The organism is Bordetella sp. BOR01, from assembly GCF_019218885.1.
GTDB lineage: Bacteria > Pseudomonadota > Gammaproteobacteria > Burkholderiales > Burkholderiaceae_B > Bordetella_A.
On sequence record NZ_JAHUWT010000001.1, the window covers coordinates 1347442 to 1363533 of the forward strand.

At 62.1% G+C, this 16092-nt stretch carries 14 protein-coding genes; 12 read left to right on the forward strand and 2 right to left on the reverse strand.

Annotation, left to right across the window (positions count from 1 at the left end):
* Positions 1–7 precede the first annotated feature (7 nt).
* The 11 genes from KW845_RS06500 to KW845_RS06550 all read left to right on the forward strand — a co-directional run bounded on the left by KW845_RS06500 (position 8) and on the right by KW845_RS06550 (position 13764).
* Positions 8–310, forward strand: a complete 303-nt coding sequence (locus KW845_RS06500) for a hypothetical protein (RefSeq protein WP_218368317.1) — start codon at positions 8–10, stop codon at positions 308–310.
* Positions 307–1692, forward strand: coding sequence for a P-type conjugative transfer protein TrbL (trbL, locus tag KW845_RS06505; protein ID WP_218368318.1), 1386 nt, complete (start codon positions 307–309; stop codon positions 1690–1692). The genes KW845_RS06500 and trbL overlap by 4 nt, the downstream gene beginning before the upstream one ends.
* A 12-nt stretch (positions 1693–1704) precedes the next feature.
* Positions 1705–2409 carry a conjugal transfer protein TrbF gene (gene trbF, locus KW845_RS06510; protein WP_218368319.1) on the forward strand — a complete coding sequence of 235 codons (705 nt, stop codon included), beginning with the start codon at positions 1705–1707 and terminating at the stop codon, positions 2407–2409.
* The gene (gene trbG / locus KW845_RS06515) at positions 2406–3395 is read left to right on the forward strand and encodes a P-type conjugative transfer protein TrbG (protein WP_218368320.1); all 990 of its coding nucleotides are present in this window, start codon (positions 2406–2408) and stop codon (positions 3393–3395) included. Before trbF ends, trbG begins: the two co-directional genes overlap by 4 nt.
* Positions 3396–3397: 2 nt before the next feature.
* Entirely contained in the window at positions 3398–4690 is a 1293-nt protein-coding gene (locus KW845_RS06520) for a TrbI/VirB10 family protein (RefSeq protein ID WP_218368321.1), read from the forward strand.
* Complete coding sequence (locus KW845_RS06525; protein ID WP_218368322.1) at positions 4687–4899, forward strand: DUF2274 domain-containing protein; 213 nt, start codon at positions 4687–4689, stop codon at positions 4897–4899. Before KW845_RS06520 ends, KW845_RS06525 begins: the two co-directional genes overlap by 4 nt.
* An 83-nt stretch (positions 4900–4982) precedes the next feature.
* Positions 4983–5387 (forward strand): helix-turn-helix domain-containing protein, encoded by a 405-nt coding sequence (locus KW845_RS06530; protein WP_218368323.1) that lies wholly within the window; start codon positions 4983–4985, stop codon positions 5385–5387.
* Between the two features lie 69 nt (positions 5388–5456).
* The gene (locus tag KW845_RS06535) at positions 5457–7970 is read left to right on the forward strand and encodes a type I restriction-modification system subunit M (protein ID WP_218368324.1); all 2514 of its coding nucleotides are present in this window, start codon (positions 5457–5459) and stop codon (positions 7968–7970) included.
* Entirely contained in the window at positions 7961–9862 is a 1902-nt protein-coding gene (locus tag KW845_RS06540) for a restriction endonuclease subunit S (protein WP_218368325.1), read from the forward strand. Before KW845_RS06535 ends, KW845_RS06540 begins: the two co-directional genes overlap by 10 nt.
* Before the next feature lie 33 nt (positions 9863–9895).
* Complete coding sequence (locus tag KW845_RS06545) at positions 9896–13048, forward strand: type I restriction endonuclease subunit R (protein ID WP_218368326.1); 3153 nt, start codon at positions 9896–9898, stop codon at positions 13046–13048.
* Entirely contained in the window at positions 13048–13764 is a 717-nt protein-coding gene (locus KW845_RS06550) for a M48 family metallopeptidase (RefSeq protein WP_218368327.1), read from the forward strand. The genes KW845_RS06545 and KW845_RS06550 overlap by 1 nt, the downstream gene beginning before the upstream one ends.
* Here the strand turns inward: KW845_RS06550 and KW845_RS06555 are convergent.
* A complete protein-coding gene (locus tag KW845_RS06555; RefSeq protein ID WP_218368328.1) occupies positions 13758–14078 on the reverse strand; it encodes a hypothetical protein in 321 nt (106 codons plus the stop codon). The genes KW845_RS06550 and KW845_RS06555 overlap by 7 nt on opposite strands.
* 216 nt (positions 14079–14294) lie before the next feature.
* Here KW845_RS06555 and KW845_RS06560 point away from each other — a divergent pair, with 216 nt between their 5' ends.
* Positions 14295–15131, forward strand: coding sequence for an alpha/beta fold hydrolase (locus KW845_RS06560; protein ID WP_218368329.1), 837 nt, complete (start codon positions 14295–14297; stop codon positions 15129–15131).
* 15 nt (positions 15132–15146) lie between these two features.
* Here KW845_RS06560 and KW845_RS06565 read toward each other — a convergent pair whose 3' ends face one another.
* Positions 15147–16052: a LysR family transcriptional regulator gene (locus tag KW845_RS06565; protein ID WP_218368330.1), complete on the reverse strand. Its 906-nt coding sequence runs from the start codon at positions 16050–16052 to the stop codon at positions 15147–15149.
* Positions 16053–16092: the final 40 nt, after the last annotated feature.

Below are 16092 nucleotides of genomic sequence, written 5' to 3' on the forward strand. Positions count from 1 at the left end.
GACAGCCATGCGATGCGTCCTCGCTCTGTCGGCTTCGCTGCTGGCCCTGCTGCTGACCGCGTGCGGCCAGCAGCAGGCCGAAGACCTGGCCGATGCCTTGGCCGCCGATCCCGCGCGGCTCAAGGCGCTGCGCGCGCAATGCGCGGCCGACCGGCAGGCCGTGGGCGAGGACGCCTGCCGCGCTGCCGCCGAAGCGTTCCGGCGGCGCTTCTTCGCCGGCCAGACCGGGCCGGACGAATACCGGACGCTGGCAGACCTGCCGCCGATTCCCCCCAGCTTCGATGAGCCAGCCGTGGAGGACGCGCCATGAACGACGTGACCATCATCGACCGCTTCCTCGACACGTTCTCGCGCTACATCGATTCCGGCTTCGGGCTGCTGCAAGGCGAAGTGGCGTTCCTGACCGCCACGCTGATCGTCATCGACATGACCATCGCCGGCCTGTATTGGGCCATGAGCCACGCCACCGGCCAGGGCGAAGACGTGATCGCCAAGCTGCTGCGCAAGGTGCTCTACGTCGGTGCCTTCGCCTACATCATCGGCAACTTCAACTGGCTGGCCGGCATCGTGTTCCGCTCGTTCGCCGGCCTGGGCCTGACCGCCACCGGCTCGGCCATCACGATGGAGAACTTCCTGCAACCGGGGCGGCTGGCGAAGACCGGCATCGACGCGGGTGCGCCGATTCTGGAGCAGATCGGGGACATGGCCGGCTTCCCCGAGGTGTTCGTGAACATCGACCCCATCGTGGTGATGTTCCTCGCCTGGCTGGTGGTGATCCTCTGCTTCTTCGTGCTAGCGGTGCAGCTTTTCATCACGTTGATCGAGTTCAAGCTGACCACGCTCGCCGGCTTCGTGCTGGTGCCGTTCGCGCTCTGGAACAAGACCTCGTTCCTCGCGGAAAAGGTGCTCGGCAACGTGGTGTCGTCTGGCGTCAAGGTACTGGTGCTGGCCGTCATCGTCGGCATCGGTTCGGGCCTGTTCGCCGAGTTCCAGACCGTGCCGGATGAACCGTCCATCGACCATGCCTTGGTCGTGATGCTTGCCTCGCTTGCGCTGCTGGCGCTGGGCATCTTCGGGCCGGGCATCGCCACGGGCCTTGTGTCCGGTGCGCCGCAGCTTGGCGCGGGCGCGATGGCCGGTGCCGCTGTCGGCGCTGTTGGCACGGGCGTTGCCATTGGCGCCGCCGCGACTGGTGTGGGCGGTGCGGTCATGGCCGGGGCGCGTATGGCGCCGGCCGCCGCCAAGTTGGCCGGCAGCGGTGCGCGTGCCGCTGCCTCGACGGCCGGTAGCGCCCGGTCGGCGTTCCAGGCCGGTTCCGCCGCAGCCGGTGGCGGCGCCAAAGGCGCGATGGCGGGCCTGGGCAATGTCGCCAAGACCGGCGCGCAGGCCGCCGGCCAGAAGGCCGCCGCCGGGGCGCGCTCGCTCAAAGACCGCACAGCCGCCGCTTTCCGCGCCGATGGCGCGGCCCCGGCTTCTGGCGGCGGTGCGGCAGCGGCCAGTAGCGCTGCTCAAGGGAATGCAGCCGAAGGCGATGCCCCGGCCGCCGCCGGGCAGAAGCAACCGGCCTGGGCCAAGCGCCTGCACCGCCGCCAGCAGATGACCCACGCCGCGACCACCACCGCCCACACGCTGCGCGGTGGCGATGGTGGCGGCTCAGGGCAAGGCCCGAGCCTGCGCGATTCCGATTCATAAGGAGAGACGACCATGCGATTCAAGCGACCGCAGGTGCGCTATGCCGATACGCCGCGGCCTGCCACCCCATACCAATCCGCCGCACAGGTGTGGGACGAGCGTATCGGCTCGGCCCGCGTGCAGGCGAAGAACTGGCGGCTGATGGCCTTCGGCTGCCTGGTGCTGGCCTTGCTGATGGCCGGCGGCCTGGTCTGGCGCTCGGCGCAATCCATTGTCACGCCCTATGTGGTGGAAGTGGACAACGCCGGCCAGGTACGTGCCGTGGGCGAAGCGGCCACGCCGTACCGGCCCAACGACGCGCAGACGGCGCACCACATCGCGCGCTTCATCACGCTGGTTCGGTCGCTGTCCATCGACCCCATCGTGGTGCGGCAGAACTGGCTGGATGCCTACGACTACACCACCGACAGGGGCGCGGCCGTGCTCAACGACCACGCCCGCACCAACGACCCGTTCGCACGCATCGGCCGCGAGTCGGTGACGGTGCAGATCACCAGTGTCGTGCGCGCCAGCGACACGTCTTTCAACGTGCGCTGGACGGAGCGCCGCTACGTCAATGGCGCGGCCGCCGGGCTGGAGCGGTGGACGGCCGTGGTGTCCATCGTGCTGCAAACCCCGCGCACCGAGGAACGTCTGCGCCACAACCCGCTTGGCATCTATGTCAACGGCCTGTCGTGGAGCCGCGAGCTGGATTCTTCCGAAGGAGCCAAGCCATGAACCTGCCTTTCCGCTTTTACGCTTTGCCGTTGTTGTTTCTTGCCCTGTCGGGCTGCGCCACGCAGGGCAAGCCGCCGCCGACCATTTCGCTCGATGAACCCGTGCAGGCCCAGCCGTTGCCTGAACCGCCCAAGCCGGTCGAAATGGTGGAGGTGCCAACGGTGCTGCCGATGCCGGCGCAGTTGAAACCGCTGCCCGAGGTGGACGAAGCGCCGCCGGCGCCGGAGCCGACCGACGAAACCGTGCGCGTATCGAAGGCCAATGCCGAGGCGCGCATTGCGCCCACGCGCGAGGGCTACGTCAACGCGATTCAAGTCTGGCCGTACACCGACGGCGCGCTGTATCAGGTCTATGCCGCGCCGGGGCGCGTCACCGTGGTTTCGCTCCAGCCGGGCGAAGAACTGGTGACGGTCGCCGCCGGCGATACCGTGCGCTGGATCGTCGGCGACACGTCCAGCGGCAGCGGCGATGCGCTGCGCATCAATGTGCTGGTCAAGCCGATCCGTTCCGGGTTGAAGACGAACCTGGTCATCACCACCAGCCGCCGGACGTACCTGCTGGAACTCACTTCGACCGAACGCGCCTGGATGGCATCGGTTTCCTGGGATTACCCGAGAGATCGGATGCTTGCCTTGCAGCGCCAGGCGCAGGCCGCGCAAGCGACCGCGCCAGTCGATACCGGCCTATCGCTTGAGCGCATCCGCTTCCGCTACGCGATCAGCGGCAGCAATCCGCCGTGGAAGCCGCTGCGCGCTTTCGATGACGGCGAGAAGGTCTATATCCAGTTCCCGCCGGGCATCGCCCAAGGCGAGCTGCCGCCGCTGTTCGTCATCGGCGTGCAGGGCGACGGGCAACTGGTGAACTACCGCTTCCGCTCCCCGTACTACATCGTCGATCGGCTGTTCGGTGCGGCTGAACTGCGTTTGGGCGGGGACGGTGGCGACGTGGTGCGCATCGAGCGCACGGATGGCACGCGGAGGAACTGACCATGAGCCAGGACGACATTCCCGACGTTGCCGTGCCGCAGGCGGGCAAGGTCGAACCCGAAGCGGTGGCGCTGCGCGCCCAGCCGCGTCCGGTCACACGGCTGAACCGGCGCACGCTGGCCATCCTCGTCGGCGGCCTGTCGGTCGCCGTGCTCGGCGCGCTGATGTGGTCGTTGCAACCGCAGCGGCGCGCGGTCAACGAGCAAACCGAGCTTTACAACGTGGATCGTGTTTCACGCTCCGAAGGACTCGACCAGCTTCCGGCCGACTATTCCAAGCTGCCGCCGACCTTACCCCCCGACGTGCCCGAACTGGGGCCGCCGCTGCCGGGCGACCTTGGGCCGGCCATCGTGAATTCGCAGCAGCCGGCCGTAGCCGCCTACGCCACACCCGGTCACGATCCGGCCGAGGCGGAACGCCTGGCGCGGTTGAAGGAGGCCGAGGAAGCGGCTGCATCGTCGGTATTTTTCCGCACCGGCACCCAGCAAGCCGCGCCGGTGGCGCAGTCGCAGGTGGCCGCCGCGCCGGGCTTCGCCGCCAATGCGGCCTTCGACCCGATGGCGGCCGGGCCGGCTTCGACGGCGGCCCAGCCCGCCGACCCGACGGCCGTGCAGAACAGGCAAGACCAGAAAGAGGCGTTCCAGCAAGCCGGAACCACGGAAACCCGTAATTCCGGCAACCTGCAAATGCCCGCATCGCCGTATCAGGTGATGGCCGGAACGGTGGTCGCCGGGGCGCTGGTCACGGGCATCAAGTCGGACTTGCCGGGCGACGTGATCGCCACGGTGACAGAGCCGGTCTATGACACGGCCACCGGGCGCTTCCTGCTGATTCCGCAGGGTTCGCGCATCCTCGGCCGCTACAACAGCCAGGTCAGCTACGGGCAGAGCCGTGTTCAAGTCGTCTGGAACCGGATCATCCTGCCCGACACGTCCTCGCTCACGCTCGACAACCTGGCCGGCACTGACCCGGCCGGCTACGCCGGCCTGGAGGATGGCGTCGATTGGCATTGGGATCGCATCTTCGCCGGTGCGGTGCTGACCACGCTGCTGGGCGTCGGCGCCGAGCTGGCCGCGCCGGAAAACCGCCAGGACGGCGATCGCATCATCATCGCCGGGCGCGACAGCGCGCAGGACAGCATCAATCAGGTCGGCCAGGAGATGACCCGGCGCAACCTCAACATCCAGCCCACCTTGACCGAGCGGCCGGGCCTGCCGGTTCGCATCATCGTCAATCGGGATCTGGTGCTGCGGCCGTACCAGCCGCTGTTCTTCAACCGGGGGACTTCACGATGAGCACGACCAAGAAGCTGCGACTCGGGCCGTTGCCGAAGACCGAGAGCATCAAGCTGACCTTCGCTTGCCCGGCCAGCCTGAAAGCCGACCTCGACCGCTACGCCGCGCTGCACGCGCAGGCGTATGGCGAGACGGTCGATGCCGTGACGCTGATCCCGCACATGCTGGATGCGTTCATGGCGGGGGATCGAGGCTTTCGGAAGGGCTGACGGTCGTTTAAGGGATGTGAAGTCGGTCAGAAAAGATAGTATTCTTTCTCTATTGCGGCGTTGATCATGCAATAATTTCATTTATGGCCAAGAAAGTTACCACTTTGGGGCAGGTCGCCGAGGGGCGCATTCAACGCTTCGGCGAGCGTCTGCGTATGGCACGGCTACGGCGGCGCCTTACCGCTAAGCATCTTGCAGAGCTCGCTGGAATGACCGCAGTCACGCTGCGCAATCTTGAGCGAGGCAATGCCGGCGTGACGATAGGAGCGTATCTGGCCGTTATGCAGGTTCTAGGGATGGATGGTGATCTGGATCTGCTGCTGAAAGATGACCCTTTAGGAAGAGAGGTCCAAGACGCGAATCTGCCTAAAAGGGGGCGAGGTAAGGACAGCAGCCACCCGGTTGCTGCTGAATCTCACCTTCAGGCAATGGGTAGGGGAGGGAAGGACGAGCGTTCGCGTCCGCCGGCAGGTAAGGCCATCAAGTAACTGCATGGCGCGCCGAGTGGCTACTACTGCCAAGAGCGCTGGGCTCATCTTCTGCTGTGGAAATAATTAATGGCTCTCAAGAAATCTGAACTCTATTCATCGCTGTGGCAGAGCTGTGACGCTCTGCGCGGCGGCATGGATGCCAGCCAGTACAAGGACTATGTATTGGTGCTGTTGTTCATTAAGTACGTCAGCGACAAATACGCCGGCAAACCCTATCAGCCGCTGACTATCCCATCTGGCGCGAGCTTTGCCGACATGGTAGCGCTCAAGGGGGATAAAGAGATCGGCGACAAGATCAACAAAAAGATCATTGGTCCGCTGGTCAAGGAAAACGAGCGGATGTTGTCGCAATCCGACTTTCCGGATTTCAACGACGCCACCAAGCTCGGCACCGGTAAGGAGATGGTGGACCGGCTCACTGATCTCATAGCCATCTTCGAAAGCAAGGCGCTGGATTTCTCCAAGAATCGCGCCGACGGTGACGATATCCTCGGCGACGCCTACGAATATCTGATGCAGCACTTCGCCACCGAGAGTGGCAAGAGCAAGGGGCAGTTCTACACGCCGGCCGAGGTTAGCCGTGTGATCGCACAGGTGCTGGGTATCGGTACCGCGAAGACCACGCCCGACACCACCGTGTACGACCCGACCTGCGGCTCCGGCTCGCTGCTGCTCAAGGTGGCAGATGCCGCACACAGCAAGCTCACGCTCTACGGCCAAGAGAAAGACTCCGCCACCAGCGGTCTGGCGCGCATGAACATGATCTTGCACGACAACCCCACGGCAGAGATCAAGCAGGGCAACACCCTGGCCGACCCCAAGTTCCGCGAAGGCAAGGCCGGCAATGAAAGCCTCAAGGTCTTTGACTACGTGGTGGCCAACCCGCCGTTCTCTGACAAACGCTGGAGCACGGGCATCGATCCGCTCAACGACCATTGGCAGCGCTTCGAGGCTTTCGGCGTGCCACCGGCCAAGCAGGGCGACTACGCCTACCTGCTGCACATCGTGCGCTCGCTCAAGAGCACCGGCCGTGCGGCCTGCATCCTGCCGCACGGCGTCCTATTTCGCGGGAATGCCGAGGCCGACATCCGCCGTGCGTTGATCCGTAAGGGGTACATCGAAGCCATCATCGGCTTGCCGGCTAACCTGTTCTACGGGACGGGCATCCCGGCCTGCATCGTCGTCATCGACAAGTCGCGAGCCGCCGAGCGCGTGGCCGCCGGCACCGGCATTTTCATGATCGACGCCAGTCAAGGCTTCATGAAGGACGGTCCCAAGAATCGCCTCCGTGAGCGCGATCTCCACCGCATCGTCGATGCCTTTCAGCGCCGTCAGACGGTGCCGCGCTATGCCCGGCAGGTCAGCCTGGAAGAGATCGAGAAGAACGAGCACAACCTCAACCTGCCGCGCTACATCGATAGCCAGGTACCCGAAGACCGGCAGGACATCGAGGGCCACTTGCGCGGCGGTATTCCCGAAGCCGACGTCACCAGCCCCGACAGTCTGGTCAGCCGCTACTGGGCCGTTTGTCCACAACTCAAACGCACGCTCTTCAAGCCCATTCGCCCCGGCTATCTGGACTTGGCGGTTGACAAGGCCGCGATCAAGGCCACCATCCACGGACATCCTGAGTTTGCCAACTTCGTCGACCGGATGAACGCGCATTTCACCGCTTGGCGCGCTGGGCAGGCGAAAACGCTCAAGGCGCTGCGCCCCGGCTGCAAACCGAAGCAGGTGATTTCTGAACTCTCCGAAGACCTGCTCACCCACTACCAGGGCCAGCCGCTGATCGATGCCTACGCCGTCTACCAGCACCTGATGGACTACTGGTCGCAGACGATGCAGGACGACTGCTATTTGATCGCTGCCGACGGCTGGAAGGCCCAGACCTACCGCGTCATCGAAACCGACAAAAAGGGGCGACAGAAGGACAAGGGCTGGACCTGCGATCTGGTGCCCAAGACGCTGATTGTGGCGCGCTACTTCGCCAAGGAGCAGGCTGTACTAGGCGCCCTGCAGGCGGAACTGGAAGGCGTGAGCGCCCAGCTCGCCGACCTGGAAGAAGAGCACAGTGGGGAGGACGCAGCCTTTGGAGGCTTCGACAAGATCAATGCGGTGGCGGTGAAAGACAGGCTGCGCGAGATCGAAGATGAATTGAAAGTTGAGATCAAGGCGGCCAAGCGCGGAAAGCGTGGCGTGACGGCGGCAAACGAGCCCGATGACGCCATCAGCGACGAACTACGGGTGCTGCTGGATTGGTTGAAGCTGGCCGCCGAGGAGTCGGCGCTGAAGAGGCATGTGAAGGAGGCCGATGCCGCGCTGGACGCGGCCGCCTATGCCCAGTACCCCAAGCTCGCTGAAGCGGAGGTGCAGGCGCTGGTGGTGGACGGCAAATGGCTCGCCACTTTGGACGCGGCCGTGCATGGCGAGATGGACCGATTGAGCCATCAGCTTACGGCGTGGGTGAGGGAGTTGGCAGAACGATACCAGGCGCCGCTTCCTAAACTAAATGAGCGGGTCATGGAATTGGAAGCGCGAGTGAATCAGCATCTGGAAAAGATGGGGTTCGCATGGAAGTGAGTGAGTTCAGCGCGGCCTACAAAGTATCGGTCGGTTTTAAACAAACCGAGGTTGGCTTAATCCCGACCGATTGGGTAATCAAGCCTGCAAAGCAGATAAGCGAACCGGTGAGAGGTAGCTCCCCCCGGCCCGCAGGTGACCCACGATTCTTCAATGGTGACTTCTTGCCATGGCTGACCGTGGCTTCACTAACGAATGTACCCGAATCGCAGCTCTTTATCTCAGAGACTGCAACTTCACTTACTGAGGAAGGAGCGAACTACAGTCGCACGCTGCAGCCCGGCACGCTGATTATTGCGAATAGCGGGGCTACGCTCGGGGTGGCGAAGATTCTGGGTATAAAGTGTTGCGCGAACGACGGTATTGCCGCGCTATTGCGAATTGAAAAAGATATTTGTCCAGAGTACTTGGTTCACTTCCTCAATACTCAGACAAAGAGACTCCGAGAGGTAATTGCTACCGGAAACGGGCAGCCGAATTTGAACACGGGATTGATCGGCGAACTCAAGTTCCCATTTCCGCCGACCTTCGGTGAACAGAAAGCCATCGCCGACGCGCTCTCCGACGCGGATGCCCTGATCGAATCGCTGTCGCAGCTGCTGGCCAAGAAGCGCCAAGTCAAACAAGGCGCCATGCAGGAACTGCTCTCCGGCAAGAAACGCCTGCCGGGGTTCAATGCTCCCTGGGGCAGAAAAAATATTGGAAGCTTTACTGATTGCACAGCGGGTGGCACACCCAGCACAAACATCGACGCGTACTGGGGCGGCGACATTCCCTGGATGAGTTCTGGGGATCTCCACTTGAAGCATGTGAATAAGGTTGACGGGAGGATCACGGACGAAGGACTACGAAACTCGAGCACGAAGTGGATTCCCCCGAACTGCGTCTTGATTGGTCTTGCTGGCCAAGGAAAGACCAGAGGAACGGTCGCAATCAATCAAATCCCGCTATGCATCAATCAGTCGATTGCAGCGATATTCCCAGTGGACTCGTACGATCCCAATTTCCTATATTTCTATTTGGATAGCAGGTACGAAGAATTGCGGGAACTATCGGCAGGTGATGGTGGACGAGGGGGTTTAAACCTTAGTCTCATTCGAGGGCTGGAGGTTCCCGTTCCGCACCTTGATGAGCAGCAAGCCATAGTCCAAGCGCTTTCTGATTTGGACTCTGACATCGCTATTGCTGAAGCGCGACTTGCCAAAGCGCGCGATATCAAGCGAGGAATGATGCAAGAGCTACTGACCGGTCGCATTCGGCTGGTCCAGCCTGGTTCTAACGTCATTCCGCTGCCGATCAAGCCCGCCGCCGCCAATCCCCCCTCATCCCAACCCGGTCACAGCTGGCAGATCAACGAAGCCGTTGTTATCGGTGTACTAGCCCAGCGTTTTGGCAACGAGAGGTTCCCGCTGCCTCGAAAGCGCCGCGTGAAGCTGATGTACCTGCTGCACCGCCACGTTGAAGGCCGTGCAGAGGGCTATCTGAAGAAGGCTGCCGGTCCCTATGACTCGAACACCAAGTACAAGGGTCCGGAGGCGATTGCGTTGAAGAACGGTTACGTTCGGGCGTTGCGCAACGACAAATACGAGGGCTTTGTGGCAGGCGACAAAATCCATCAGGCGCAGCACTACTTTGAACAGTGGTACGGCACGACCACGCTGGAATGGCTGGAGCGCTTCCACTACCGAAAGACCGATGACCTCGAACTGCTGGCGACGGTGGATATGGCGGTGGTGGATCTGACCGCCGCCAGCCAGCCGGCTGACGTGGTCGACGTCAAACGCGTCATTGCTACCCACCCGGAATGGGCGCCCAAGCTGTCTCGCGAACTGTTCTCGGACGACCGTATCGCCAGTGCCATTGCCGAGTGCCAGGCGCTATTCAACGGCTGACCCGGCTGCTGCCAAATTGAGAGGAGCCCTGCCATGACATCAATCGGACAAGCGGAACGTGCCACACAGAACCGTGTGGTGGCGCTGTTTCGCGATGAGCTGGGTTGGCGCTACCTCGGTGACTGGTCAGACCGCGAGGGCAACGCCAACGTCGAAGAGCACCTGCTTTCGCCCTGGCTGCAGAAGCGCGGAGCCACGCCGGCGCAGATTGGCGGCGCGCTGCTGCGCCTCCGTACCGAGGCGGGCAACCACCACCGCACACTGTATGCGAATAACCAGGCTGTCTACGGCCTGCTGCGCTACGGCGTGCCGGTGAAGACTGCTGCCGGCGCACCGACCGAGACTGTGCATCTGATCGACTGGCAGCATCCGGAAGCGAACGACTTTGCGATTGCTGAGGAGGTGACGTTCAAGGGCGACCGCACGCGCCGACCCGACCTAGTGCTGTACGCCAATGGCATCGCCATTGGTGTTATCGAGCTGAAGAACAGCCGGGTATCGGTGGGTGACGGCATTCGTCAATGCTTGTCCAACCAGTTGCCGATGTTCCATGAGACTTTCTTCAGTACGGTGCAGTTCGTCTTCGCGGGCAACGATTCGGAAGGGCTGCGCTACGGCACCGTCAAGACCGAAGAGAAGATGTTCCTGAGGTGGAAGGAAGACGAGACCGACGACAGCCGCTTCAAGCTGGATAAATACCTGCTGAAGCTGTGCGACAAGGCGCGGCTGGTCGAACTGATGCACGACTTCGTGCTGTTCGACGGAGGCGTGAAGAAGCTGCCGCGTGTGCACCAGTACTTCGGCATCAAGGCGGCGCAAGCACATGTACGGGAGCGCAAAGGTGGCATCCTCTGGCACACGCAGGGCAGTGGTAAGAGCATCGTGATGGTGCTGTTGGCGCGCTGGATTCTAGAAAACCGACCGCAGGCGCGGGTGGTCATCGTGACCGACCGAGACGAACTGGACAAGCAGATCCAGCGCGTGTTCACCGATGCCGGTGAGAAGCCGCACCGCAGCCGCAGCGGACGTGACCTGATGACGCAACTGTCTCACCGCGCACCGCGCTTGCTGTGTTCGCTAGTGCACAAGTTCGGTGTGGAGGCGCGCGGGCGCGACAAGCACGAGTTCGAAGCCTTTATCCAGGAACTGGAGGCGCAACCTGCAACGGCGGTGGGCGAACTGTTCGTGTTCGTGGACGAATGCCACCGTACCCAGAGCGGCCGGCTGCACCGGGTGATGAAGGCGCTAATGCCTGAGGCCGTTTTCATCGGCTTCACTGGTACGCCGCTGCTCAAGGACGACAAGCAGTCCAGTCTGGAGGTGTTCGGCGGCTACATTCACACCTACAAGTTCAGCGAGGCGGTAGAAGATGAGGTGGTGCTGGACTTGGTGTACGAGGCGCGCGACATTGACCAGCGGCTGGGTTCGCCCGCGAGGATCGATGCCTGGTTCGAGGCGGCGACCGAAGACCTGAATACCTGGCAAAAGAACGAACTCAAGGCCAAGTGGGGCACAATGCAGCAAGTGCTGAGTTCGCGTTCGCGCATGCAGCGTGTGGTGGACGATATCAAGTTCGACTTCAGCGTCACCAAGTTCGGCAGGCCCCGGTTGTCCAGCGGGCGGGGCAACGCCATCCTGGTGGCTTCCAGTATTTACGAGGCCTGTAAGTACTTCACACTGTTCAACGCGGCGGGCACCGGTTTCAAGGGAAAGTGCGCCATCGTCACCTCGTACAACCCGCTCGCCAAGGACGTGACCACCGAAGAAGTGGGTGCCAATACCGAGAGCGACAAGCAGTTCATCTTCAACACCTACACCGAGCTGCTGAAGGGTGTGGAAGCCAAGTCCGGCATGAGCGCTACCGAGACCTACGAGGAATGGGCTAAGGCCTTGTTCGCCAAGGAGCCGGCCAACATGAAACTGCTGGTGGTGGTGGACAAACTGCTCACCGGCTTCGACGCGCCGCCGTGCAGCTACCTGTACATCGACAAGTCCATGCAGGACCACGGCCTGTTCCAGGCCATCTGCCGCACCAACCGGCTGGACGGCGAGGACAAGGAGTTCGGCTACATCGTCGACTACAAGGACCTGTTCAAGAAGGTGGAGAAGGCCATTGCCGTCTACACCTCGGAGCTAGACCACAGCGCGGGTGGCGCCGACCCCGAGGTGATGATGAAAGCCCGGCTGGATACCGGCCGCAAGAGGCTGGACGACGCGGTGGAAGCGCTGGCTCTGCTATGCGAGCCTGTGGCACCACCGCGCGGGGAACTGGAGCACATCCGCTACTTCTGCGGCAACTCTGAGATCGCCACCGACCTGGCAGTCCACGAACCGCAGCGGGTGATGCTGTACAAGGGCGTGGTGGCTCTGCTGCGTGCCTGGGCGAACGTGGTTGACGAGTTGGAGACTGCCGGTTACTCGGAAGCCGATGGCATACGCCTTCGCGCGCTTCTGGATCACTATGTGAAGCTGCGCGAAATCGTGCGCAAGGCCAGCGGCGAGACGCTGGACCTGAAGCCCTACGAGGCTGACATGCGGCACCTGATCGATACCTACATCGAAGCCGATGAGCCACGGCAGATTTCGCCCTTCGAGGGCGTCGGCTTGTTGGACCTGATCGTGAAGACCGGCATTGCGGATGCCATCGCCGCCAAGCTGGGTGAACTGAAAGGCAGTCGCGATGCGATTGCCGAGACGATCGAAAACAACGTACGCAGCAAGATCGTTCGGGAGCACCTGAACGACCCGGCGTTTTATGAGCGCATGTCGGCGTTGCTGGACAGCATCATCAAGCAACGCAAGGAGAAGGCAGACGAGTACGAACAGTACCTGCAGCGCATTGCGCACCTGGTGCAGCAGGTGGAAGCGGGGAGGGCAGAGAATGCTCCTATCGAACTGACCACACCGGGGCGGCGGGCTCTCTACAACAATCTGCAGCCTTGGCTAGCGGCTCAGCCTGAAAAGCACTCTGCCGAGTCGGCGTCGTCATCTGGCGCAGAAAGCGCGAACCCTGCATTGACCTTGGCACTGCGAATCGACCAGACCATCAAGGCAGTGCGGCCCGATGGCTGGCGAGGCAATCCTGCGAAAGAAAACACGATCAAGGCAGCCCTGTTCGTGCTGCTGCAGGATACAGATCAGGTCGAACGTATCTTCCTGATAGTCAAGACGCAGGGAGAGTACTAATGCCATCCCGCATCACCTTGGGCGCGATCGAAGCGGATGTCGTGTTCAAGGACATCCGCAATGTACATCTGACGGTGTTGCCACCTAAGGGGCGAGTTCGTATTTCTGCGCCACGACACATGGCGCTCGATACGGTCCGTGTCTTCGCGCTGTCCAAACTCGGCTGGATCAAGGCGCAGCGCGAAAACATGGCGGCCCAGGAACGAGAGGCGCCGCGCGAGTATCTGGAACGCGAGAGCCACTACGTCTGGGGCCGACGCTACTTGCTGAAGTTGGTCGAGGTGGATGCCGCTCCCTCGGTCGAGCTTCGCCATCGAGCGCTGGTTCTCGCGACACGATCAAGCGCTGACGCCGCAGCCAGGGATACTGTGCTTGCGCGGTGGTATAGGGAACAGGTCAGACTCCGCGCCGCGACACTGGTGGCTGAGTGGAGTCGTACCCTCGGTTTGGATACCCCCCGCATTCATGTCCAACACATGAAGACGAAGTGGGGAAGTTGTTCCCCGGCTCGCAGGTCGATCCGTCTCAACACTGAGTTGGCCAAAAAGCCGCCCGGATGTCTTGAGTACATCGTGGTGCATGAACTCGTACATCTGTTGGAGCCGACCCACAACGAACGCTTCAGGGCGCTTATGCGTACTTTCCTGCCAGAGTGGGAGGAGCGACGACGTGAACTGAATCAGTTGCCCGTTAGGCATGAAGAATGGGACTACTGAAGAATGTAGTCAGCTTCGGAAGGAAGCCTTGGTGTTGTCGTTCGAGTTAGGTACCATTCGATGCGGTTGATCATGGTGTCGCCAGAGTCGTCACCCCGCAAATCGCTCCATCTCCCGCGCCAGCAAAAGATGTGCGTTTCTGACGGTAAAAGCGACGGTAAGGCTTCATGTCGATCACAGCCAATCCCTTTAATCACGCGGGCTTGCGAGCCCCGTTGATGATGGAGTGGGAGTAATCCCACATCTGAAACAGGCCCGGCACGAAAATCGATCAAACCCTTGTTATCAAGGGTTTTTTCTTTTTCGCGCGGCATGGCCCTGTACCGTCCGGCACCACCGTACAGATTCTGCGACAGGACTTACTCTTTAAACCAGCATGCCGGTAGAATTAAGCGGCCCAGGACTCCTCTTTCAGCCGTCGTAGCGTGCTGATTTCGGGAGCGGCCGTCGCCGCGGCCCCTTTCCAAGGCGTTTTTACTTTCGAGGCTGAAGCTGCATTTGCCGCCCACCTAACTGAAGGAGAAGAAACCATGGGCTTCACTACTACTAAAGACGGTACCGAAATCTTCTACAAGGACTGGGGGCCGAAGGATGCCCAGCCGGTCATGTTCCACCATGGCTGGCCGCTTTCGTCGGATGATTGGGACGCACAGATGCTGTTCTTCCTGTCGAAGGGTTATCGCGTTGTCGCGCATGACCGTCGTGGGCACGGCCGCTCTGCGCAGGTCTCGGAAGGCCACGATATGGATCACTATGCCGCCGACGCCTTCGCGGTCGTCGAGGCGCTCGATTTGAAGAGCGCCGTCCACATCGGCCATTCCACCGGCGGCGGCGAGGTCGCCCGCTATGTGGCAAAGCACGGTCAGCCTGCCGGCCGCGTGGCCAAGGCGGTTCTCGTTTCTGCCGTCCCGCCGCTGATGCTGAAGACGGCATCCAACCCGGAAGGCCTGCCAATCGACGTGTTCGATGGCTTCCGCTCGGCGCTGGCCGCCAATCGTGCGCAGTTCTTCCGCGATGTGCCGGCCGGCCCGTTCTACGGCTTCAACCGTGACGGCGCGGCCGTGTCCGAAGGCGTGATCCAGAACTGGTGGCGGCAGGGAATGCTGGGCAGCGCCAAGGCCCACTACGAAGGCATCAAGGCTTTCTCGGAAACCGACCAGACGGAAGACCTGAAGGCGATCACCGTGCCGACCCTTGTGTTGCATGGGGAAGACGACCAGATCGTGCCAATTGCGGACTCGGCGCTGAAATCGGTCAAGCTCTTGAAGAACGGCCAGCTCAAGACCTATCCCGGCTTTTCGCATGGGATGCTGACGGTCAACGCTGATGTCCTGAACAAAGACCTGCTTGCCTTTGTGAAGAGCTGATTCGCTTGAGTCGGGTCAGAAATCGCCGTCTGCGTTGAGCAAGCGGTTTCCTCGCAGGCGCGACACCGCCAGGTCGACGAAGGTCCTGACCTTGGCGGGCGCCTGGCGGCCCTCTGGGTACAGCACATGGATGGGCAGGGGCGGCGCTTCATAGTCGCTGAGCACGACCTGCAGTTTTCCCGCGAGCAGGGCGGGGCCGATCTGGTAATGAAGCACTCTGGTCAGGCCTCGGCCGGTGCTGGCCGTTGCGATGGCGGCTTCATTGGTATTGCACTGGAGCACTGGATCGACGATGACCCGCTGGTCGCGGGCGAATCGCCATTCTGGCGATGCCCAGGCGCTGTTCGAGGACGCAATGCGATGATTCTTCAGGCCTGCCGGCGTGGTGGGGGTGCCATGGCGCTCGAAGTATTCCGGCGCGCCGCAGATCACGTGGCGGACCGCGCCGACCTTGATCGCGGTAAAGCCGGAGTCCGGTAGATGGCCGATGCGCACGGCGACGTCGATGCCTTCTTCAACGATGTTGACGGGGCGGTCGACAAAGAAGGTTCGGGCGCGCATGGTGGGATAGGTATCCAGGTACTCGGTGACGATGGGCAGCACGTACATCTGCCCAAACATCGCGGAGGCCGTGATGACCAGGGTTCCGGACGGCTTGGCATAAGAGCCGGCCGCCGCTGCCTCGGCTTCGGAGATGTCTGCCAGGATGCGCCGGCAGTCGTCGAAGTAGCGTGCGCCTGCCTCGGTCATTTTCACCGAGCGGGTGGTTCGCACAAAGAGGCGGGCGCCGATCAGTTCTTCAAGGCCGGCGACGGCCCGCGTAACTGCCGGGGCGCTCATGTGCAGATGGCGAGCGGCCGCGGCGAAGCTTTCCGTTTCTGCGACTTTTACAAAAATCCGCATCGCCTGCCATCGATCCATTCGCCTTCTCCCTGGGCCGGACGGTATGCAGGCATTATCC